Origin of the sequence: Leeuwenhoekiella sp. MAR_2009_132 (assembly GCF_000687915.1) — a bacterium.
Lineage (GTDB): Bacteria > Bacteroidota > Bacteroidia > Flavobacteriales > Flavobacteriaceae > Leeuwenhoekiella.
Genome location: NZ_JHZY01000002.1, coordinates 661,926 through 686,235, shown reverse-complemented (window position 1 = coordinate 686,235; position 24,310 = coordinate 661,926). Strand labels below are relative to the sequence as shown.

Genomic DNA, 24,310 nt, shown 5'->3' with positions numbered 1-24,310 from the left:
TTATCAAGTAAACTTTAAAAGCTATGATAGGTATATTTAATAATTACTTTGGTTGTAAATAGCTGAATACAGCATAGAAATTTGCTTTATAATTAAGCTCTTTAAACAATACAACTCCTTCCGCACAAGTTTTTTTGTGCAGAAAGAGCCTTATTGATTTATTAATTAATTAGTACGTCTGCTCTTTATTATTTTACTACTATATCCCACTCAAGTATTTTCCAGTAACTCTGATCTACAGTAAAATCTGTCACAATACCTACTGATACCGGAGCATTTTCTTCTGAAATAAAATCTACTATAATATTTCCTGTAGCTGTAATTTTTTTGAAGCCCAATACATCAGTAGAAGTCGTTACGTCATCAATATCAGGAAGACCTTCACCTTTCGCAACTACTATAAACACGCGGGTTCCGGCTTCACTCAGTTTATTCCCGTTTGATAAATTTACATTTAACGAGTATGAAGCAGGCTGCACATCTACCATCTGGTGAATTTTACCATTGCGTATTAGGGGTGATCCCCAACTTTCTAATCCCATTGCATCACGCCCACCATTATTGTCAAACCCTCCTACTGGTGGATTCCCGTGCGTTTTTGCATTATCATTTGTTGTCCACTCTGCAACTGTTCCCCATCTACCAGATCTTGCACTAGTAGCAAAAGGCATTTTAGCATTAACCATTAATGGCTTAGGAATAGGCTTTAAATTATTGTACGCCGTATAAAATGTATCAATCGCCGTTTCTTCTGGTTTAAATAATGTACGATATTTATATGTTGAAGAATTTTTAAAGTCAAGTATCGTTACCGATGGTTCAGCTATAGGTACATACAATTCTATTTCTTCATCACTTGTGTTGGTATATACAATCTCGGTTCCTAAAACACCTGAAGTAAGATCCATTCCTGCATAGTTAATAACTAAACTATCTTCTATGAGATTATTTGCTATCACAGGTCTATTAAACAAGGTTGCCTGGTAGCGCTCTCCATAGACCTCTCCCGTTGCAGATACAGGTATAGAACTATTGCCCTGACTATCAAATGTGCGTATTTCAAAATTATAAATGTTCTCTGGTAAGTCTGAAATTATTACCTCTAGTGTATCTATTCCTATCGAACGCGTAATAGGCACTACTACAGAATCTTTTTTACTATCCCAATAAACTCTAAACTCAGTAATTTTAGGATCTGCATCTACAATACCCTGTATTTTAGCACGATTTTTTCCCGAAAAAATCTTTAAAGAATCTACCTTCTCAGAATAATTAATCTCACCGTCTGCGGTAAAATCTTTAAAATCATCCATTTCTGCAACATCTGCACAGGAGCCGAGCACCGTTAACAGTACGAGAAGAACTATTTTGGTTAATTTATGTATTTTCATAATCATTATGATTTCTAAAATTAAAAATTAGTATTACCGTAAATCTGAATTTCACCTATGGCTAAACTTTTGCCACCTTCCCAGTTTTCTAGATTACGTATACGCAGGTATCTCATTTTAGGTACATCTGCAGGGATCTCCCAACTAAAACCAGCTACAGCAGTCTCATAGTCCTCATTGTTTTGTTGACCGTAAGGAAGCCCGGAAGGCTTAACTTCTTCATAAGTTCCTAAAAGTGTCCAGCTTGCTAAATCTCCGGAAGTATCTAATTCATCACTTCCATAAATTTCAAAGCGCTTCATACAACCTTTATAGTAATACGTACGCCCATTAAAATACTCAGGATAATCCCAAATAACTACCCGGCTCAGTTTTGCCTCTACCCCCATATCTATAGTAAACATGTGCAAATTTTCTGTGTAAGTACCCTGTGTTAAATACACTCCAGACCAGTTCATTAAATTACCGTCCCATAGACCACTAAGCGGTGTAGAATTATGACGCGGTGCATCGTTAGGTAATGCCAACCCTCTGTATCCAGATTTAGGAATAGCTTCTTCAAAAAGCGGTTTAATTGTGGTAAATAATGTATCTGTATAATTTAACCAGCGATCTCTAACGGTTATAGCAAACTCCTGTGATAGGGTATCAAAACCGCGAATGGTACTTGTAATCTCATCTGTAGAAGTATAAATACTATTGGGGTTAATTACCCAATCGCCCAGATCATCTTTTTCCATAAGTAATAAGGCTATATCTTCTCGATCAGGATTATCTGCCTTTAGATAAACCCCACCAAATGCCGCACCAGACTCTATGCTCTCATATACATCAAATATGGGAGCTCTTAATGGGTTTACTGTTACTAACACGGGAGCAGATTCTTTTTCACTACGATTAACAGTAGTAATCTTAACCTCATTAGCTTGTGCTCCAGAAAATCCTTCTAACAACATACTTGAATTGTAGAATGAAGTTTTTACTTCCATTTCTCGGCCATTAGCGAGTGTATAACTTGCTTTTACATAGAGCAAGTCCTGGTCTTTGGGTAGTTTGTACGAAACCCTTGCTTTACCTCGTAAGTTTTCTACGCTAACATCTGTAACTTGCGAAGGAGCATTAGCGTTATTTTCTAAAGGGGTTTGTAAATCTTCATCAGAACAAGATATCCCAATGATCAACCCCAAAACTGCTAAATAATTTAAAAATTTTGTTTTCATAATTTTTCTTTTTTTTATTAATTCCACCCCGGATTCTGTACCAGATTCGAATTCTGTAGAAGTGCATATTCCCAAATAGGCCAGAAATAATCTCTAGGCGCTACAAAACGTTGTTGATGTAATGTTCTAATCTGGTAATAAGCAGCCTCATCTTCACCATAAACATTCCATCCCTGTATAGGTTGATTAAATTCACGTACGGCTTTTTTCCATCGTAATAAATCCCAATAACGTTGACCTTCAAAAGCAAGCTCAATCAAACGCTCTTGATGTATGATTTCTCGTAAACCATTTTGAGAATTTGGTTTATTAGGGTTGTTAGAAAATTGAGTCCAGGAAGTCTCAACACCCTCTAGTCCCGCACGGTCTCTAATTAAATCTAGATACTGAAGAACTTCACCACTAGGACCATTTATTTCATTTAAAGCTTCAGCATACATTAAATACAAGTCTGCTAATCTCAATTCTGGCCAGGCGTAAGATCTAAATGAAGAACCATTCGCACCAAAGCTTTGATCGTTATTAACTAACTTTTTTAAGTAATAACCTGTTACGTTGAAGAAAAACGCGTGATTGCTTCCGGCGTAGTCTGCGTATTTACCTTCAATATGCGACTCGTTCTCAACATCCTGATCTGCGTTACGATACCATATCGAACCGTCAAAACCTAAATTTGCATAAAACCGATGTTCTCTGTCAAAGTTTAAACGGGAAGTTCTATATCCCTGAAGAATATTATTTCCTTCCGAAGCATTTGCTTCTCTAATTTCTAAGATATTGTTGAAGTTTAAATTTTTATCTTCATTTATAGGCACTCCATTTTTAGAGTAAAAAAGCTTTGCCATATCAAGCGTTGGCGAAACAATTTTCTCAGCAGACCTGTGATTGTCGTCTATAGAAAGAGGTGCCATAGTTTGACGCTGTAAATCTGTTACAATGCTCTGGGTATTGGGCCATAACACTTCCTGACTTCTACGTAAGGTAACCGCGTTACGTATACTTAATTTAGTAGCAGTTGTATCTGAAAGATTAAAGGTATTACCTGCAAATTCATACAAAGCATGACCTGCATTTTCTGCTGTTTCTATAGCTTCAAGAGCAGCATCTGCTGCTTCCTGCCATTTAGATAGCTCGTAAGTAGTATTGTACAATGCCGTCCCATCAGGATTTATTACACCAGATAAATCTTCGTTTCCGTTAAATAAGGGACTGGCGGCTGTTAACAATACACGAGCTTTTAGACCCTTTGCAATGACTGACGTAATACGGCCATATTCAGTATTTTGATCTGCTATAGAAGGAGGCAATATAGCTGCAGCTTCATCAAGCAATTCAACAACGTAATCTATGCCTTCATCATAAGGAGAACGCGGGATATCAAACTCAGACGCATCTGCGTCTATACTTACATTTTCACGAATTATAGGTGATGCACCATACATACGCATTAAATAAAAATGGTAATAAGCCTTTAAAAATTTTGCTTCGGCTATCCATCGCTCTCGTTCACTAGCGTCAATATCTGGTACTTGTAAGGGATCCTCTAAATTCTCAATAAAAATATTGCAGTGTCTAATTCCCTGAAACATGGGTTTTGCCTGAAATCTTCCATCCCAATAATTATTATACGGATCTCCTGTGCGCTGTAAACCTAGAGCTATGTTAAGTGAGTTAACTGTAATTGCCTGAAATTCATCAGGAATCCATAGTTCGTCTCCTGCTAAAAATGCCGGATTACCCTGTAAATTGCCATTTGCCGGCATATATGAATAACATGTAAATAGGTATTTTTCGGCTTCATTTCGCAGATTAAAAACTTTATCTACAGTATTCACATTATCTGGTACTACATCCAGAAACTCCTCTTCACAAGAGCTCAGTAGCATTAAGGCAATTACCGAAAGCACTAACGAATGCAAACGTTTTTTGCTTTTTTTAGTATTAAATATCATATTCATAACTATTTTTTTAAAAGTCAAATTGTAAACCAAAATTGTAAACAGATTGTATAGGATAACCTAAACCATTACCTCCCATTTCTGGATCCCAAAGATCAAAACTGCTCCACACCGCAAGGTTTAATGCACTAACATAAACACGCATTGATTTTATATTTAAAGCATTTAAAACGCTTTCTGGTGCCTTGTACCCAAATTCAACATTTTTTAATCTTAAAAAATCCCCGTTGCGTAACCACCAGGTAGATTCTTGAATATTATTTGTTTCCTGAGTTTGACTCAAACGTGGCCAAAATGCATAGGCGTTACGGTTGTCTTCAGACCAATAATCTTCTGCGATTACATTTAATAATCCGTTCTGATAGCGACCCTCTACCACAAATGGAGCTATGCGCTGAGGATTTATGAAAAATGACGATCGTGCAGAACCCTGAAAAAACATGCTTAAATCAAAATTCTTATAGCCTACACTACCCCCAAAACCATAAATAAATTCTGGCACAGTAGGTAAACCAATAGGAACTTTATCAAGGGGTGTGATTTGACCATCACCGTTTACATCACGGTATTTAATATCACCGCCATTTACATCACCAAACTGAGTAGGTGAATTATTTACCTCTTCTTGATCTACAAAAAGTCGCTCTGCTATATAACCATAGGTTTGACTTGAGTGCTGCCCCACACGCGACAAATAGCTCAAATTATCGGGATAGTTTAATTCGTCATATTGGGTAATCTCATTAGTCGCATAAGTCATTGTGGCACGTAACTGTGTCCACCAGTTGTTGTTAAATTGTTTATTATAATCTAAAGCCACCTCAAAACCGTGACTTTCAAGCTCTGCAAAATTTGCTTGTGGTTGAGCCGTTAACCCTATTACAGATCCTATTTCAGAACGTGTTTGTAGTATATTGCTTCGCTTCTGCTTAAATATATCAAAGGTTAGATTTAAGGATTTATAGAGTTCTAAATCTATTCCCAGGTTATATTGCTCAGATTCTTCCCAACCTATTTCCTCATTAGGATATCTAGATATTAATACTCCAGGTCTTCCATAGTTAAAATCCTGACCGAAGGTTGCCCCATAAAAAGGATTATTTGAATCAACATTAGATAAATAGAAAAAACGGTCCCGGTCTTCACCTATTTGATCATTACCAGCTTTACCATATGTTAAGCGTAATTTTAAATTTGTTACTGCATCACTTATAGGTTCAAAGAATTTCTCCTTAGATATTCTCCATCCTAAACCTACCGATGGGAAAAAGCCATAACGATGCCCTTTTGCAAATCGTTCTGAACCATTATATCCAAAGCTGAATGATGTTAAGTACCTATCATCAAATGAATAAGATAGACTACCGGAAACCCCGTGATTACGAAATGGTAATGAACCTTGTAAGTCGTTACCTACTACTCCATTTTCTGTACTATAAATTAAGTTAAGGAGCATGGCAGAAATTGTATGTTTTTCTGCAAATGTGCGGTTGTAGTTTAATTGCGATTCATTATAGATTCTAGAATTGATGTTTTGACGGTTAGAACCACCTATTACATCAATAAACTCGGTTCCTGTCTGACCTATAGAGCCTTCACTACCATCATTAAGTACACTTAAATCTATAGAATTATCAATGGGGTTAAGTGAAGATGAGTAGTAAAAGGGATTATATTGACGTTGAATTTCATAAAAAGCATAGCGTCGTATATAGCCCATAGATCTAAAACTCAATCCTTCAGTAATAAAACCAAGATCTTGTTTAATTTGAATTTGTGCCTGTATCGTAGATGCCTTACTGGTTTGATATCCTTTAACCATCTCTGCATACGGATTAAATAACAATGTATTTCCCCCTAATTGTGAAGGAGCACCTCCAAATAGTGGATGCTCAATAAGCGGCTTTAATTCCTGCGGATAAATTGCAGGAAACGCAACCGGGTTTGACCATACTGCTGTATTAAATACATAAGTACCTCCAGATACAGGATTACCATTATAACGATCTCTACCACCTACCGGACCATTATAATCATCAAACTGACCATACACATTAAGTGATAAGTCTGTAGTCTCTGTAAGTTCTATATCTAAGTTACTTCTAATGGAATAGTTACGTAGTTTAATGTTACTATTAAAGTTATTAATAGGCTCTACATCTAAGATTCCGTTATCTATATTATAAGTACCTGCCACATAGTATCGTGCCTTTTCAGAACCACCGCTTGCACTAATATTTATACTTTCATTTACCGTATAATCTTTAACCATCTGATCTATCCAGTTATTACTAGGATATAAAAGGGGATTATCTCCCGCAGCAGTTCTATCTATTTTTGTTTGTGTATATGGTAATATGGCCTGGCGATCTCGGGTAAGAGCAGCTTCATTAGCCATATTCATATACGTGATATTATCTGCGAAATTAAAGTTCTTAGTATTTGAAGAAACCCGTGTTTGTGATCTAAAACTAAAATTTGTCTTACCAGATTTACCACGTTTGGTAGTAATTAAAACCACCCCGTTTGCTCCTCGTGCACCATAGACCGAAGCAGCTGCAGCATCTTTTAAGACTGAAAATGAATCAATATCATCAGGTTGAAGACGCGCTAAATCTGTAGAAGTAGATTCTATACCATCTATAAGTATTAAAGGGTCCCGTTTACCCGAACCAAACGTACTCAAACCACGTATAAAAAAGTCTGAATTATCTGCACCCGGCTCTCCAGAACGTTGATAAGAAATCATACCGGGAACACGACCGGCAAGCATATTAGTAAGGTTGTTTGTAGGTCCTTTTAATTGTTCTGGATTAACCGAAACAACCGAAGTCACCATATTTGTTTTTTTCTGCTTTCCGCTAAAGGCGATAACAACGGTTTCTTCAAGAGATTCCTGACTCAAATTAAGAGTCATATCTATAGTTTGCTGGTCACCCACCACAACTTCTTTTGTGACAAAACCTACAAATGAGTATACTAACGTAGCCCCTTTAGCAACCCGTATACTATACTTTCCGTCAAAATCTGTAGCCGTACCATTATTAGTACCTTTCTCCTGTACGGTAACACCAATTAAAGGTTGCTTATCGTTACCGTCATAAATGGTTCCTGTAACCACATTTTGAGGAGCTCCTAAAATTTCTGTATTTGCAGCAAATAAACTGCCGGAAGTGAGACTACCTAAAACCACGAGAAGCAAGCAAAACCGGTGTTTTAATTTATTAATAGTATGTATCATAATTTTATATTATCGTCAAAGTAATTTTGTTCAATACTCTCATTTATTTAATTCAGATTGATTGATAAGAAAATGGGCACCTTCATTTGTTTAATCATAGTTTGTTGTTTTTAAATTGTTTAGCTGTTTCTATTTGAAAACCTCCTTTTACTATATCGATTGAGGAGTTTTTAATCATTTTACTTTTAAATCTAGGGTTGCGTAGCATTATAGTCTGCAAAATTCCACGTATCCATCCACTTTATTTGGGGTTTCTCATCTTTGATTAGTATAGGTAACCAGATGTATCTGCCGTCAATATGATTTTTAGGATTCCAGCGATCACCCATATATAAAAATGTATTCTCTTTACCTTCAACCGGTAATACATGAGTGCTTTGTGAATTAAAGGTTACCTCAGCGCGCTTACCCTTTGCCGGGTTGCCCAGAGATTCCCAAGGCCCCCATATAGATTTTGCGCTAAAGGATCTTGCAGGATTGGGTGCCCAACCGGTTAGGCCTGATGTAATCATATAATAGGTGTCATCCTGTTTAAAAACTGCCGGTGCTTCATTTTGACCTCCGGGCTGCATACGCACCCATCTAGAAGTAAAATCAAGGTAATCGTCTGTTAATTCTGAAATATGAAGCGTCTGGTTTTCTTCAGAAGAGTGAATATGGTAAGCCTTATCATCATCATCAACAAAAATGGTCATATCCCGAGACATTTGCCCTTCTTCAAAATCTCTGCGTACATATAGACCTTCAACTAAGGCAGCACTCCATTCTGGTGTCCACCATTCAAGGCTGGCATCATTTTTCTGTGTCTCTTGGTTTTTTAAAGGAAAATTTAATGGCCATACTCCCGCATTGGGTCTATACGACTTTAAGTAGTGAAATGGACCTGTAGGCAAATCACTAATTGCAACACCGGTACGTGCCGCATGATATCCTTGATCTTTAAGCTCAAGGTGAAACCACATTACATACTTACCGGTCTTTTTATTATATACTACCTTAGGCCTTTCAATTACAGATCCTTTAGTGATTTCTGAATCTAAATCTGTACTTACCGCAAGAGCTACCCCTTCATTCTTCCAGTTAAAAAGATCTGTTGAAGAGTAAACTCGCACTCCTACCTGAGCTATGCTGCTTCGGTCTTTATGCTCCCCATACCAGTAGTAAGTACCATCTTCAAAATAAATACCACCGCCATGTGCATTTATATGTTTACCGTCTGTGTCTTTCCAAATTTTACCAGGCTCAAAATGCTTATTAGTTGCGTTTTGAGATACACACGATTGTGTGAACATTATAAGAAAAAGAAAAAAGCCGATTAATTTCATCTTAAAGAATTATGATTTTTGTGTTATTTACACACTTAATTTGAGCGTAAATTGTCAAATCAAAAAGTAATGTTAATTACTTATACAATTTTCTATAAATCGAAGCATTACAATAGGGGGTTAATCGCTAAATTTAGGGGGGTTAATCGTTCAAACCCTTTAGAATCAATAGTTTTTTATGATCTGATACTATAAAGAACATTTTAGTTTAAGAAAAAATTAAGATATTCGAAAAATCAAATTTTGCTTACTTTTTTATGATAAACAAAATATACTTACTGTTTTTTTCATGCATTCTCTCCTGGTCATTCTATGGTCAAACCGAGAATCTGAAGAATCAATTTCCTTTAGAGCGACGTCTTAGCTTTTATAATCTGGATACCGAAAAAGGCCTGTCAAATAATACTGTAAAATCTATCGTTGAAGATTCACTCGGCTTTTTATGGATTGGCACATCTGATGGTTTAAATAAATATGACGGTAATGAGTTTAAAATTTTTAGAAAAGAAAATTCTGCCTTAAGCAATAACTACATACAAAATTTGATTCTTAGTAAATCTGGCGCTATAAAAATAGCTACAGATGGTGGTGTAAATAATTATAATCCACGTAAAGAGCAATTAACACTATTTAATGAAGTAGACCCTACCTTAAGTCTGAGTATAAATTCGCTGGTAGAGTTAAAAGACTCTCGTTTAGTGATAGGTGCTTATAATCAAGGTTTACACATTTTTAATAAAACTAATAAAGAAGTATATCTAGGAGAGCACCATTTAACATCCTTAAAAATATCTAGTCTTGCTAACCAACAAGATTCAATAATCTGGATAGGTACATTTGATAAGGGTGTAGATAAACTCAATTTAAATACCCTCAAGGTAGAACATATTGCTATTGAAACTGAAACAACAAAATCTAACTGGATCAATTGCCTTTTTGTAGATAGCAATAATAATTTATGGATAGGTACTAATAATGGCTTGACTGTAAGAACGCCTAATGGACGCTTGGTAAGTCTTAATGAAACAAATACAAAATACGGGCTTAGTAATAATCAGGTACATGCTGTGGCAGAAGATAATTACGGTCAAATTTGGATAGGTACGTATGCTGGTGGTCTTAACATCATAAATCCAAATTTGTTACTTAAGGATGATTTGCGATTTTCTGTACGCAAATATTTGCCTAAAGAAGATGGAAGCAGTATTTACAATGCTACCATAAATACCATTTTTAAAGATCATAGAGGCTATATGTGGATAGGCACCAATGCGGGTTTAAATTTTGTTGATCCTGATGGCGAACCTGTAAAATTGCTTAAAAATGATCTTATAGGTTCGCAAAAGTTAGCTCATGATCGTATAAGTGCTATTTCAGAATGCGCTACCGGTAAAATTTATTTAGGTACTGATGGTGGAGGTATAGATATTTATGATCCTGTTACCGGTAATTTTAACTATTCAGTCTATAGTACCGCTAATGGCTTAAAATCAAATCAGGTACAAGCTACACTTAGAGATAATGCACAACGCCTGTGGATAGGAACTTACAGAGATGGTCTCAATATGTACAATCTAGCTACACAAAAATGGAGCTATTATTTGCAGGGAGACACTCAGGACGGTAATGACGTACGTGTGGTTTATCAGGATTTCAACAATGATATTTGGGCTGGTACAAACCGCGGTGGTCTTTATAAATACAATACAACTAAAGATACCTTTGACTATGTATCAGCATTAGATGTAATCTACCCAAAAATGGATATACGAGACATTAAAATGGATCGTCATGGAATCCTGTGGATGGCTTCATACGGAAATGGGGTTTTGAGATACAATCCTAAAACCAAAGAGGCATATTCTTATTTTAATGGAAGTCTTGGCGGAATGACCAATAATGTTGTTTTCTGTATTTGGGTATTACATGATGACAGTATTGTTGCAGGATTAAAATACGGAGGTATTATACATTTTAATAGAGATGATACTGAAGCTTTAAATCTTACCGAAAAAGATGGTCTAAGTAACAATACAGTCAACAGCATGGCGATGTATGACGACAGCAGTCTATGGTTAGGTACTTATAAAGGAATTAGCAAATACAATTATATTGATCATACATTAGAAAATATTAATTCGTTTAATAATATACAGAAGAGTGAATATAATATAGGAGCCGCATTAAAAAGCAGTTCTGGTTTTATGTATTTTGGCGGTAATAAAGGTCTTACTATTTTTAAACCTGAAGAACTAAATGTGCAGCGCACAACTAATAGCATTATTATAAAAAACCTGTCTATATTCAATACAGATATAGCTGTTGAGTCACAAGATGAGAACGCAATTTTAAAAGAGTCAATTGCATATAGCGACCAATTGATACTCAAACATAATCAAAATAATTTTTCATTAGATTTTACGAGTTTAAAATTTCCTTTTGCAGACAATGTAAATTACTCCTACAATCTAGAAGGATATAATGAATTCTGGACCAGTTTAAAAAATTCTAACCGCATAAATTTCAGCAACATCCCTCCTGGTGATTATACGTTAAAAATAGTTGCAGAGTCTGATGTTGAATCCCCTTACTATAAAGAATTTAAAATCACCATTCTCCCACCCTTTTGGAAAACTTTACCTGCCTATATCTTCTATATAATCACATCTATTATTTTAATTACTGCAGGTCTTAGATATTATTCAGAACGTATCAAACTCAAAAACTCCTTGCTCTTTGAAAAAAAGCAACGCCAGCTAGAACAGGACTTAAACGAAGAACGCATACGGTTTTATACGGGTTTTTCGCACGAACTCAAAACACCACTCACCCTCATACTTGCACCCTTAGAAACTTTACTTGAGGAAATCAAACAGAAAGAACAGCGCAATAGTTTAAAGTTGATTAAGCGTAATGCAAATAATTTATTACAATTCATCAACAAGTTGCTTGAGTTTAGAAAAAGTGAAGAAGGTCTGAGTAAACTTAATCTTAATGAGTATAATCTTTCAAAACATATAACTAAATGGCTCGCTACGTATAAACCACTATTGAAGAAGAAGAACATAAATTTGACGGTCACGATGCCACAAAACCCTATTAAATTTTATTGTGATCTCGAAAAATTGCATATCATCATAAATAATTTACTTTCAAACGCCATAAAGTATACAACTAAAGACGGTCAAATCAAGGTAAGTTTTACGCAAGATGATACGTCTATATATTTAAGTATAAGTGATTCTGGAAGTGGAATTAGGGCAGACGATCTAAATCATATTTTTGAATGGTATTATCAATCTAACACATCTGTAAAAAAAGATGGTACCGGCATTGGTCTTGCGCTTTCAAAACGTTTTGCAGAGTTACACAACGGTAAATTGGATGTGACGAGCAATCCAGGTATAGGAAGCACATTTACACTCACCCTACCTAAAGATGACCGTTTAATTGATGCCTTTTTAGAAAACAGTCCCAATGCCTTATTTAATAAAAAAGCGGTTGAGCAACGCATTAAAGATGCAGATATATCTATTGAAAAAACTACCGTAAATAATCTGCTGGTACAAACTGAAAATGCACGTAAACTCATACTGCTTATAGATGACAATCCAGATATACTTGAGTTTCTAGATAGTGCATTAGCTTTTAAATACGATTTAATTCATGCAGAGAATGGCGAGGAAGGAATTCAACAGGCTACTAAATACATACCAGATTTGATTATAAGCGATATTATGATGCCTGTAAAAACAGGCATTGATTTGTGTCATTTCCTTAAAAACAATAAAGAAACTTCTCACATACCTATAATTTTACTTTCTGCTAAAAGTAATTTTGAAATGATTGAAACGGGTTATACTGAAGGCGCAGATGATTATATGGTTAAACCCTTCAATGTGCAGGTTTTAAGAGCCCGTATTGAAAATTTAATCGCAACCCGTAAAAAACTATTAGAAGGATTTTCAAAAAACGCTAATGAAGACTCAAATCAGGATGATGCAGACCGAAAACTTCTACAGATAGAGAAAAAGTTTCTGGAAGAATTTCATACTGCGGTTTACGACAATATGCAGCAGGGCATAAAAACTGTAGAAGTTGTATCTGAAGAAATAGGTATGAGTAGGTCGTCTTTATTCCGTAAAATAAAAGCTATAACGGGTCAGAATATTAATGAATACATACGTAATTTAAAAATAGAACGCGCCGCACATCTTATCGAAAAAGAGAATTTTACCGTATCTCAGGCTGCTTTTGAAGTAGGCTTTGCAGACGCAAAATATTTTAGAAAAATTTTTAAGGAGAAATACGGCAAAACCCCGTCTACACTTAAATAAAAAAAGCCCTTTACGTGAAGTAAAGGGCTTTTTTTAATTCAGTTGAGAATAATGATAAACTACTTATTTAACTACACTTACCGGGTTAATACCTTCTAATGTTGGGGTAACTTCAAGTATAGAGCCGTCTTCTGCAAATGTAAGTTTGTCTATTGCAACCTCTCTGTGAAATCCTGCAGCACCACCCATTGCCAGGCCGCGTGGTCGCGTAAATCTATGATAAACAATATACCAGTCATCAGTACCCGGAACATTGATTACCGAGTTATGCCCTGTGCCATAAATTTGGTTTGCTTCATCTTTTTTAATCACCATATTAGATTCTGGTATGGTTAAAGGTCCTAAAGGCGATTTAGCTGTTGCATACCGCACGCGATAGTCTGGACTACGAGTGTCATCTTCTGACCACAGGAAGTAATAAATTCCGTTTCTGTAAAACACTTCTGTACCTTCTCTATAAGTGCCGTCTGGAGTTAATTCTACAATTGTTTCTTCTTTTAAGGAGAGCATATCCTCATTGAGTTCTGCAGCTCCCATATACCCATTACCCCAATAAAAATAACACTTACCACTCACAGGATCTGTAAAAACATCTGGATCTATAATTTGGCCGCCACCACGTTTTATTGCCGCCGGTTTCTCACTAATAAAAGCAGTACCCTTATCTGTAAAAGGACCTGCAGGATTATCTGATACAGCAACTCCTATGTTTTGTGCTGCTGAGAAGTAATAAAAATACTTCAGCTTACCGTCGATTTCTTTTTCTGCAATACACGGTGCCCAAGCATTGCGATCTGCCCAGGATACATCTTTCTTTAAATCAAGAATAACACCTTCATCCTGCCAGTGTACTAAATCTTCAGAGGAAAAAGTTTTAAAGTAGGTGCCAGACCAGCCATCAAAACCATCACTGGTAGGATAGAGATAAAATTTTTTATCTGTATTTGAATAGATAATTTCGGGGTCTGCGTAAAAGCCATCTAATGCCGGGTTTTTAGCAACAGCCGCTTCAACGGTATAGGTTACTTTTTCGCCATCAGGCAATAACACAGTATACGGCACAGCTCCTTTTGAGAAATCCTGAGCACCTGTTTCTTCTAATGTCACTCCCGGAAACGTAATCAACTGCGCATCTAAATTTTGTAAACTGCTATCTACCCGTATAGGAAGGTATACAGATTTTTGAACCGGGTCAACAACTATATTTTGCTGTCTTACAGCAGTTGCCTGGCTTCCTAAAATTAAGGGTAAGTCTTTAGAAGGAAATGCTTTTAATAAGCGCGTAGATTCTTCTTCAGTTATGGGAATAATCGTCCCGTGACGCGGATGAAAATTCATAGAGATTTTATCTGCTCCCAACGCCTTAAAGTTGAGTAAATCTGTACTTTCGGCAAATTGATATTTACCATCTATATACATATCATATAACAATATATACGTGTCACTATTTATCATCTTAAATACGCTAGAGCCTTCTACTGCTCTATCGGTTTGATCTACATAGCCTTCTTTAGGGATATAGTCGCCGGTAAGACGGTCTGATACCGCAACGCGGATACCTTTTGTCGCAGTCCCTTCCGTTTTATAAAACAAATAGAACTTACCATCTTTACTTATGATATCTCCATCTATACACGATTTCTCATCGGGGCTATAAAAAAGCTGTTTTGGTGCTTCTTCTAAAGCGGTGAACTCTTTATTGATGTAGGCATAATAAATCTTGTCATAGCTTCCCGGCTGAAGCATTGAAAAATAGATCATATACTTACCGGCAGCCTCATCATAAATGGTTTGTGGAGCCCAGGCGCGGGTTATATCTGAAAACTCGGGAAATGTTTTTGCAAGATCGATAACCGTTGTTTCCCAGCTTACTAAATCTGGTGACTTTGCCAGAATGATTCCTGTATTGCTCCATCCATTATCGGTCTTTAAATCGGTAAGTACCATATAGAAGTTAGCATCATTTGTGCCTCTTAAAATATGAGGGTCGCGTACACCGCCAGTCTCGCTAATACGTTGTGTACTTACAATGGGTTGGTCATCATTTAAGGCATAAAAATTATAACCATCTCTACTAAGCCCATAATGCACGGCCTCCTCACCTTCTGCATTACCGGTAAAATAAGTAAATAAATACGCTGTTTTCTGTGCAGGCACCGTAGGGTTTGAGCACGAAAATACCAAACTGGCCAGTGCGATAAACGAAATTTTTAATGATAACATATTAAGAAATTAATTAGTAAATGGCCTTAGAAATAAATCATGAGGCATAAAATGAAACAACTTTTAATTTTAAAGCAAGCTAAAAACTACTTAGTATCGATTACTGTGTATACACGACTCAAAATTTGACCTTTTCAAATCATTCTACATTTTTCAGTAAATGGGAAAGTAACAAAATAAACAAATATAAATGTGTTTTTTACATTTATATTGAAAAAATATTATTTATCCAGTTTCAATTTTCTCTTTTGATAGTAAATTTTTTGTGAAAGTTCTATTAGTCTGCAAATCAATCACTCAATTAATTAATAAGATAAAACGTTTTAGCATTTCGGTATAAAAACCTCGCATCTGTTATACCTGTTGGCGTCATCTTAAATAGGAACGTAAAAAAAATAAACTGAAAAAATGAATCACATATTAAATGTTATTTATACATTTAACCTTCAATTTAATAGTATTCATTTTTAATTTTTCACTTTATGAAACAAAAATTAACGCGCTTTAAATCTTCAATGATTTTCTGTCTGCTGTTGGTTTTAAGCTATCCCGCGATGGCTTTAACAACAGGGTCTGAAGGTTTACAGCAAAAAATTACAGGTACGGTTACTATTGCAGCAGATGGTATGCCCCTTCCCGGAGTTACTGTTCTAGTAAAAGGTACTTCAACGGGAACGACAACAGATTTTGACGGTAAGTATGAGCTGAATACCTCTTCAGAAAATGCAGTTTTAGTATTCTCGTATGTAGGAATGAAAACTTTGGAAATTCCTGTAAATGGAAAATCAGAAATTAATGTCGCTCTTGAAGAAAATATTGGCGCTCTAGACGAAATCGTTGTCGTAGGTTATGGTAGCCAAAAACGTTCTGATGTGACAGGATCTGTTTCTTCTGTACCAGAAGACCGACTGGAAAATTTACCGGTAACTAACGTCACACAAGCGATTCAAGGTACTACTGCCGGTTTAAATATTAGTCAGAATTCATCTGTGCCGGGATCTAGTGGTGAAATACAAGTACGTGGCGTAAATTCTATCACAGGAAGTACAAGTCCGTTTATTGTTCTTGACGGGATTCCCTTTACAGGAACGTTAAATGACATCAATACACGAGATATTAAGTCTATTCAGATTTTAAAAGATGCATCTGCTGTTGCGATTTATGGTACCCGTGGGTCAAATGGTGTAATACTTATACAAACCAAAAGAGGGGTGAGTGGTGAACCTATTATTAATTACAGCACTTATGTAGCCGTAGAAGAATTTGCTAACGTTCTTAAACCTTTAGGTCCAGATGCATATGTACAAAAGTATGCAGACTTCTTTAGTCAGAACAATCCCGGTGCTACACAAGATCGAGTTTTAGAGAATCAGAGCGAAATAGAAAACTATGACGCAGGCAGAACTACAGACTGGTTTAAAGAAGTAACACAATCAGGAATTATTCAGGAACACAATTTAAGTATACGCGGTGGTAGTGAGAAAGTAAAGTATTTTGTATCTGGTGGCTACCTAGATCAGCAAGGTGTTATAAAAGGTTATGATTATGAAAAACTTACACTACGTTCTAATCTGGATGTTGAAATCACAGATTATTTAAAAGTAGGTTTAAACACATTTTTTGCTAATAATAACTTTGACGGCGGCCGTGCAAATTTATTGCTTGCAACAGCTATGAGCCCCTACTCTGTACCTTATGACGAGAATGGTCAACTTATTATAAACCCTATGTTACCTGAGTTGTTATATGAAAACCCATTATTAGGTTTAACCACAGATCGTGAAGTACGCGAGCGCACCCTTTCTGGGAATGTTTTTGCCGAAATTACTCCTGCCTTTTTAGAAGGTTTATCGTATCGCGTAAATGCATCATACACCATCAATCCGTATTCATACAAAACCTATAAAGGTAGAGCGGCAAATGATAACCGTGGGACTGCTGTAATAGGTGGTGATGAAGAAAAAGTATGGATTGTAGAAAATATTCTAAAGTATGCTAAAAGTTTTGGTAAACACAATCTAGATTTTACTGCCCTTTACAGCGCACAGTCTAATGACTTCTTTAGAGAAGAATTAACCGGCGTAGGTTTTGTAAATGATCAATTATCATTTAACCGCATCTCTGCTGCCGAAGTTTTATCTGCAGATCCTAATCGTAACTACAGCACACTTTCAACCCTGGTTTCTCAAATGGGTCGTGTAAACTATAATTATGACAGTAAATACTTAGTTACTGCCACGGTACGTCGTGACGGGTATTCTGCTTTTGGAGCAAATACGAGTAAATATGGTGTATTCCCATCTGCTGCTTTAGGGTGGAACATTCACAAAGAATCGTTTATGGAAAATGCAGATGCCATAGATAATTTAAAACTTCGATTCTCCTACGGTAAAACCGGAAACCGAGGTGTGGATATAAATCAAACACAAACCAGAACAGGAACAACGGTTTATCCTTTTGGCGGGCAAGCTTACACCGGTACTTTTATAGACGGTTTAGGAAATCCTAACCTACAATGGGAAACAACCACTTCTGGCAATTTAGGTGCAGATTTCGGTTTATGGAACAACCGCATTAATGGTTCTGTTGAAGTATATAAATCTAAAACTAAAGATTTACTACTTAACCGAAGTATTCCTGCTTTAACGGGTACCCGTAACATTATTGAAAACATTGGTGCAGTAGAAAACAGAGGATTTGAATTCAGTATTAATTCTACTAATATCAATACCGGTGATTTTAAATGGGAAACAAACGTAAACTTTTCAACCTATAAAAATGAAATCTTAGATCTGTATGGTGATGGTAAAGATGACATACCTAGCCGCTGGTTTATAGGTAAATCATTAGGTGCCATTTACGATTATAAATTAGCAGGTGTTTGGCAAGAAGGTGAAGATACGGGTACTTTTAATGCAAATCCCGGTGATCTTAAATTTGAAGACCTCAACGGTGACGGTGTTATAGATCCAGAAAATGACCGTACCTATTTAGGCTCTTCTCTTCCTGAATGGACGGGAGGTCTTACGAATACATTCTCGTATAAGAACTTTGATTTATCAATTTTCTTACAAACCGTACAAGGAGTTTTAAAAAGAAATACAGATCTTAATTATGGTGATGAGCTGGCACGTAGAAATACCCCAACAGAAGTAGGTTACTGGACTCCAGAAAATCAAAGTAATGAGTTCCCTTCGCTAACCTATCGCAATACATTACGCTATGGCTACCCTAAAGACGCAAGTTTTGTAAGGTTAAAAGACATCCGCTTTAGTTACAGATTTCCTATAGAAAAAATAGAAAAATTAGGACTTAGTGACTTAATGATCTACGCAACGGGACGAAACCTGTATACCTGGACAGATTGGAAAGGTTGGGATCCAGAAAGTACGCAATACTCCAGAGGATCTGACGATTGGATAAATAACTACCCGGTAGTACGCACCTTTTCACTGGGACTTAACGTCTCATTATAATACTCCATAAAAATAAATGATACCTTTTATGAAAAATAAATCGAAGATAATTATAGCACTTTTGAGCTTAAACATTTTTATGTTAAGCTCGTGTAGTGATGATTTTCTGGTAGAAGAAATACGTTCTGACTATACACCAGAAACCTTGAATGATGAACTGGGTTATCAAGCACAATTATTAGGCTTGTACCAGATGCTGAGTACTTTTTATACCCGCAGTAGTGATCAAGGCTGGTTGTCTGTATGGCAAGCAGGAACAGACATTACCTGGCCAACAGCTCCTCAGGGTATTGAAGTGCCTTATTACAAATACAACCAGTTAACTACAGATGACAACGCTGCTTTTCAAAGCTGGGAACTGTGGTACAATATGGTTGAAAATGCAAATAGTATAATAGCAAGTGTTGAAAGTTCTACTTCTGCAGAATTGACGCAAGAACAAAAAGATGCTATTAATGCCGAAGCTCGATTTTTTAGAGCCTATGCTTATAATAATTTGGCTACACTTTTTGGTGGAGTGCCTTTAATTACTGAGCCTATTACTGAAGCTCGCTTTGATTATACACGGAATACGTTAGCCGAAATTAATACTCAAATTGAGACAGATTTACAGTTTGCAACTCAAAATCTGGGCGCACCTACAAATGCTCCTCAATTTGAAGCTCGTGTAAACAAGTATGTCGCCAATCAATTATTTGCAGAATTTTACCTGCGTGCAGGAAAACCAGACCTTGCCGAAGATCAGGCAGATATTATCATCAACAGCCAGGCTTTTCAACTGGTAACGCAACGTTATGGAGTTAAAGCCTCAGAAGAAGGAGATCCATTTTCTGATATGTTTTTTAAAGGAAATCAGCGACGTTCGCAAGGCAATACCGAAGCTTTATGGGTGTTAGAAAATGAGAACCCCTCTGATGTACGCGGTGGTTCTAGTGGTAACCCTCAACAAAGACGTATTTGGGGAGCCGGTTATCATAACGTAAACGGGATGATCCCTGCAGATTCTTTAGGAGGTCGAGGTGTTGCACGTATACGTCTAAATAATTGGGTAATCTATGATTTATATGATGACGGCGATATGCGTAATTCAAAATATAGTATTCACAAACGCTTTAGATACAACAATCCTGACTCTAATTTCGCAGATATTTACGGAGAATTAGTACCGTATACCGGGATTGATACCCTTGCAAGAATTCAACCCTACACATTAAAATGGGGACATTTTGACCCAGCAGATGTATTTGGTTTTGGAATGTGGAAAGATTTTATCTTAATGCGATTAGGTGAAACGTATTTATTAAAGGCTGAAGCACAAGTAATGCAAAATAACACAACAGGCGCTGCTACAACGATAAACATACTTAGAACACGTGCAAACGCCCCACAGGTAGTTGCGGGAGATATGTCTTTAGATTTTATTCTTGATGAACGTGTGCGTGAATTACTTGCCGAAGAAAATAGAAGAATGACGTTGATGCGTACCAAAACACTTGTGGAACGTGCAACTCGTCTTAATGTTCAGGACCCAAGTATACCTTTGCCCCAGACTATGCGCATAGAAGGCTTACAGGAATTTCACGAACTTTTACCTATTCCGCTACGCGAAATACAACTGAATAAAGATGCCGTTCTGGAGCAAAATCCGGGATATTCAACAAATTAAATCTTAACCTTTTTATTTATTTACAAAAGCCTGTGATTAAAAAATCACAGGCTTTTTTTTAGGATTTACCTATACTCAATAACTAGCTGCTTATTTACTAACGTTATAGTTTACAAGCTTTAAAAGTTTTTAAAATTCTTAACAAGTAAATTGAATTCAAGCAGTTAGATTTAAAGATAGAGCACTAAACAAAATTATATGATTAGTTTTATAGATTCAAAAACATCCCTTTTTCTTGTTATAATTCTGATTTCGGGAATTGTGGCTTTCGGTATACTTTTCTACATCTTAAAAAAATTTGGTAAAAGTCCCAGAACGATTTTACCCGTAAATTTTGCGGTACGCATACGTATTCCGCTAGCCTTATTTCTGCTTGCTTTAATTCTTAGAATTATACTCGTAAGGGAAGAAATTACCTCATATATTCAAGCCAGTATTCTATCTCACACCAGTACCCTACTTTTTATTATAAGTCTAACCTGGGCGTTGATTCTTATCATCAAAGCATTTAAAAGGAATATTTTGACGAAGTATGATATGAGTGTGGCAGATAATGTACACGCCCGTAAAATATATACGCAGTTTACCGTACTGGAGCGGGTTTTTATTTTTCTAATCATACTGTTTGCCGTGAGTATTGCACTTATGAGTTTTGACAGCATTAGAGCTATAGGTGTAAGTATTCTAACCTCAGCGGGAATCGCCGGAATTATCATCGGTTTTGCTGCACAAAAAGCGCTGGGTACCTTAATGGCGGGGATTCAAATTGCATTTACACAACCCATACGTATAGATGATGTGGTAGTCGTTGAAGGCGAAAGGGGGGCGTATTGAAGAAATTTATTTAACCTATGTTGTAGTTAAAATCTGGGATAAACGCCGTCTGGTATTGCCTACCACTTATTTTATTGAAAAACCTTTTCAAAACTGGACGCGTAATTCATCAGACATCTTAGGTACTGTTTTTATCTATACCGATTATAATGTACCGTTTGATGCTTTACGAAATGAATTGACCAGAATTCTTGAAAATACAGACCTCTGGGATGGTGAGGTTAATGTCTTACAAGTAACCGATACAAAAAATGAGGTGGTAGAAACCAGAGCGTTAATGAGCTCAAAAGATTCTCCTACTTCCTGGGATTTGCGGGTGTTAGTACGTGAAAAACTAGTACTTTTTATACAGGAAAATTATCCGCATAGTTTACCGCGTACCCGTGTAGAAATGCAGGATTTAAAAGCTACCCCAAAATCAGAAAAATCGGTTTCAGAACCAGAGCCTTCAGATTTATTGAGAAAGTAATTTTTCTAAAATTCAATAAAATTCCTGATACTGCCATTCCACTTCTAATTGCTAAATTCGTTAGCTCTTTAAAATGTAATTTTTAAACCGAAGTTTAGTTTTTAAATTGCTTCTAATGAGAATTAATCAATAAGAATTGAAGAACACAGAAAAGGATAAAAAATACCATGCAGTTTGTCAGGAATGCAAAGGACAAGGCAAAAAAAGGCGCAGACTTCGTAAAAAAGTACGTCTTAATTATGCACAGGCACTTGATAAATTCAATAAAGGAGAAGGTCCTGCTCCTACTCCTCCTAAAGGTCACCTGTACACCTGTGAATCTTGTGCCGGCTCTGGTTTAGTTACTGTATCAGAAAAACTCGTTCCTGAATCTTATAACTATCCGCACATTGCAATTGTAGGAGGTGGCATAGGCGGTGTTGCTCTAGCTGTGGCCTGTTTGCATCGCGGTATTCCTTTTACCTTATTTGAGCGTGATACAGGTTTTGATGCGCGTTCTCAGGGCTATGCACTTACCCTTCAGCAAGCAAGTAAAGCAGTCGCAGGATTAGGCCTTTTTAATTTAAAAGAAGGCGTGGTCTCTACACGACACGTCGTTCACACAACAGATGGTACTATAATCGGCGAATGGGGAATGCGTAAATGGCTAGATACCGAAGCGCCTACATTCTCAAAGCGCACAAACATTCACATTGCAAGACAAGCCCTGCGCGAGCAACTTCTAAATCAACTTGAAGGTACAGATTGTGTACGGTGGAATCATCAGTTTATTAATTATACAGATGGCGATACACCAACCCTAAATTTTAGTTTTAATAACGAAGTAAAAAAGTATAAAGCAGATCTTATTGTGGGTGCAGATGGCATACACAGTTCGGTGCGCAAACTACTCCTGGGTGAAAAACATACTCCTTTACGTTATCTGGACTGTCTCGTAATTTTAGGAATTTGCCCTTTAGCAGATTTGGGAGATCTTGAAAGTCCCTTGTTAGACGCAGCTACCGTTTTTCAAACCGCAAACGGAAACGAACGCGTTTATATGATGCCGTATGCCACAGACTCGATTATGTGGCAACTCAGTTTCCCATTGCCTGAACAGGAAGCTAAACTATTAAGTGCAAAAGGACCTCAGGCATTAAAAGAGGAAGCTTGTCGCAGATTGCAGTGGCACGCTCCTATTCCGCAGATTATTAAAGCAACACAAACCTCATTAATTTCGGGCTACCCGGTTTACGATAGGGCATTACTAAAGCCTACAGATTTAGAAAAAGAGACTCAAATCACGCTTATAGGAGATGCAGCGCATCCTATGAGTCCGTTTAAAGGGCAAGGTGCCAATCAAGCCTTATTAGATGCCTTAGCACTTGCCAGAGCTATTTATAAAGGATGTGGTCCTTTTTCAAACTGGAAGGAAAACGGGATACGTAATCAGGTACTTAATGATTTTGAATCTGAAATGCTCAAACGCAGTGCTACTAAGGTGAAAGATTCTGCCGAAGCTGCAAAGTTTTTACATTCAGAAGTGGTTTTGCATGAAGCAAATGAACCCCGAGGACGTGTATTGAAAAAGAAGAAAAATAAAGGTTAACTCTAGTTTTTAAATCGTTAAACAGGTTATAATTAAATAGTAATGACTAATTTAGATACCTCATAAACAACGCGTAACCCCAAATGTGTTTTTTAGTACATCAATAGCATGAAAACTAAAGAAAATGATTTTGAAAACGCGGTTCTTCAAAAAGAGGAAGAGACATCTTCAAGAATACATTCAATTAATATTAATCGAAAACTTGAAATTAGAAAGCAACTTTGGCGGGCTATTGCTTCATTTTACCTTGATACTGAGTTGACAGTTTACGATTACGAAGCTATAGCTCAAATTTTCAAAGAATCTAATTTATCAATTTCAACACTAAAAAAAATTGATCTGTATGAGGTATTTCCGGTTTTAAAAGAAAACCTGATTAGCCCCACAGGAGTATGGGAGGGTTTTGATGAAGCCTGGCTAAATAACGCCTGTACCGCTGCCTATAGTAAGCGTTTAAACCCTTTTTTTAGATGGAAAATGAGATTTTACAATCGGGTTTTATATACTATGAGAAAAGATCACTGGACGCATATTGAACAGGTTTTAGCATTGCAAAGTATAAACTAGTTGGATAAGAACAAG

The 24,310-nt window shown here is 36.5% G+C and carries 13 protein-coding genes; 7 read left to right on the top strand and 6 right to left on the bottom strand.

Going from position 1 to position 24,310, the window contains the following annotated elements:
* Window positions 1-188 precede the first annotated feature (188 nt).
* From P164_RS02925 to P164_RS02905, 5 genes are all read right to left on the bottom strand, one after another.
* A complete protein-coding gene (locus P164_RS02925) occupies window positions 189-1,391 on the bottom strand; it encodes a DUF4998 domain-containing protein (RefSeq protein WP_051621160.1) in 1,203 nt (400 codons plus the stop codon).
* 20 nt (window positions 1,392-1,411) lie between these two features.
* Window positions 1,412-2,611, bottom strand: coding sequence for a DUF4959 domain-containing protein (locus P164_RS02920; RefSeq protein ID WP_028374981.1), 1,200 nt, complete (start codon window positions 2,609-2,611; stop codon window positions 1,412-1,414).
* A gap of 17 nt (window positions 2,612-2,628) precedes the next feature.
* A complete protein-coding gene (locus tag P164_RS02915; protein WP_028374980.1) occupies window positions 2,629-4,569 on the bottom strand; it encodes a RagB/SusD family nutrient uptake outer membrane protein in 1,941 nt (646 codons plus the stop codon).
* 10 nt (window positions 4,570-4,579) lie between these two features.
* On the bottom strand, window positions 4,580-7,810 hold the full coding sequence (locus P164_RS02910; protein WP_028374979.1) for a SusC/RagA family TonB-linked outer membrane protein: 3,231 nt from the start codon (window positions 7,808-7,810) through the stop codon (window positions 4,580-4,582).
* 191 nt (window positions 7,811-8,001) lie between these two features.
* Window positions 8,002-9,135 (bottom strand): glycoside hydrolase family 43 protein, encoded by a 1,134-nt coding sequence (locus P164_RS02905; protein WP_028374978.1) that lies wholly within the window; start codon window positions 9,133-9,135, stop codon window positions 8,002-8,004.
* Between the two features lie 257 nt (window positions 9,136-9,392).
* Here P164_RS02905 and P164_RS02900 point away from each other — a divergent pair, with 257 nt between their 5' ends.
* Window positions 9,393-13,472, top strand: a complete 4,080-nt coding sequence (locus P164_RS02900; protein ID WP_028374977.1) for a hybrid sensor histidine kinase/response regulator transcription factor — start codon at window positions 9,393-9,395, stop codon at window positions 13,470-13,472.
* A gap of 63 nt (window positions 13,473-13,535) precedes the next feature.
* Here the strand turns inward: P164_RS02900 and P164_RS02895 are convergent, their stop codons facing one another.
* Window positions 13,536-15,695 (bottom strand): family 43 glycosylhydrolase, encoded by a 2,160-nt coding sequence (locus tag P164_RS02895; protein ID WP_035899314.1) that lies wholly within the window; start codon window positions 15,693-15,695, stop codon window positions 13,536-13,538.
* A gap of 482 nt (window positions 15,696-16,177) precedes the next feature.
* On the opposite strand from P164_RS02895, the gene P164_RS02890 reads away from it, so the two are divergent.
* The 6 genes from P164_RS02890 to P164_RS02870 all read left to right on the top strand — a co-directional run bounded on the left by P164_RS02890 (window position 16,178) and on the right by P164_RS02870 (window position 24,295).
* A complete protein-coding gene (locus P164_RS02890; RefSeq protein ID WP_028374975.1) occupies window positions 16,178-19,171 on the top strand; it encodes a SusC/RagA family TonB-linked outer membrane protein in 2,994 nt (997 codons plus the stop codon).
* Window positions 19,172-19,199: 28 nt separating this feature from the next.
* A complete protein-coding gene (locus P164_RS02885; RefSeq protein ID WP_028374974.1) occupies window positions 19,200-20,837 on the top strand; it encodes a RagB/SusD family nutrient uptake outer membrane protein in 1,638 nt (545 codons plus the stop codon).
* 198 nt (window positions 20,838-21,035) lie between these two features.
* Window positions 21,036-21,671, top strand: a complete 636-nt coding sequence (locus P164_RS19125) for a mechanosensitive ion channel domain-containing protein (protein WP_316930179.1) — start codon at window positions 21,036-21,038, stop codon at window positions 21,669-21,671.
* Window positions 21,646-22,140, top strand: coding sequence for a mechanosensitive ion channel domain-containing protein (locus tag P164_RS19120; protein ID WP_316930178.1), 495 nt, complete (start codon window positions 21,646-21,648; stop codon window positions 22,138-22,140). The genes P164_RS19125 and P164_RS19120 overlap by 26 nt, the downstream gene beginning before the upstream one ends.
* A gap of 136 nt (window positions 22,141-22,276) precedes the next feature.
* Window positions 22,277-23,728, top strand: a complete 1,452-nt coding sequence (locus tag P164_RS02875; protein ID WP_028374973.1) for an FAD-dependent oxidoreductase — start codon at window positions 22,277-22,279, stop codon at window positions 23,726-23,728.
* A gap of 108 nt (window positions 23,729-23,836) precedes the next feature.
* Entirely contained in the window at window positions 23,837-24,295 is a 459-nt protein-coding gene (locus P164_RS02870; RefSeq protein WP_199907765.1) for a hypothetical protein, read from the top strand.
* The last annotated feature ends 15 nt before the right edge of the window (window positions 24,296-24,310 follow it).

Excerpts from the sequence above, each read along its gene's own strand:
- P164_RS02925 (WP_051621160.1), bottom strand. The coding sequence starts at position 1,391 with ATGAAAATACATAAATTAACCAAAATAGTTCTTCTCGTACTGTTAACG.
- P164_RS02920 (WP_028374981.1), bottom strand. The coding sequence starts at position 2,611 with ATGAAAACAAAATTTTTAAATTATTTAGCAGTTTTGGGGTTGATCATT.
- P164_RS02915 (WP_028374980.1), bottom strand. The coding sequence starts at position 4,569 with ATGAATATGATATTTAATACTAAAAAAAGCAAAAAACGTTTGCATTCG.
- P164_RS02910 (WP_028374979.1), bottom strand. The coding sequence starts at position 7,810 with ATGATACATACTATTAATAAATTAAAACACCGGTTTTGCTTGCTTCTC.
- P164_RS02905 (WP_028374978.1), bottom strand. The coding sequence starts at position 9,135 with ATGAAATTAATCGGCTTTTTTCTTTTTCTTATAATGTTCACACAATCG.
- P164_RS02900 (WP_028374977.1), top strand. The coding sequence starts at position 9,393 with ATGATAAACAAAATATACTTACTGTTTTTTTCATGCATTCTCTCCTGG.
- P164_RS02895 (WP_035899314.1), bottom strand. The coding sequence starts at position 15,695 with ATGTTATCATTAAAAATTTCGTTTATCGCACTGGCCAGTTTGGTATTT.
- P164_RS02890 (WP_028374975.1), top strand. The coding sequence starts at position 16,178 with ATGAAACAAAAATTAACGCGCTTTAAATCTTCAATGATTTTCTGTCTG.
- P164_RS02885 (WP_028374974.1), top strand. The coding sequence starts at position 19,200 with ATGAAAAATAAATCGAAGATAATTATAGCACTTTTGAGCTTAAACATT.
- P164_RS19125 (WP_316930179.1), top strand. The coding sequence starts at position 21,036 with ATGATTAGTTTTATAGATTCAAAAACATCCCTTTTTCTTGTTATAATT.
- P164_RS02870 (WP_199907765.1), top strand. The coding sequence starts at position 23,837 with ATGAAAACTAAAGAAAATGATTTTGAAAACGCGGTTCTTCAAAAAGAG.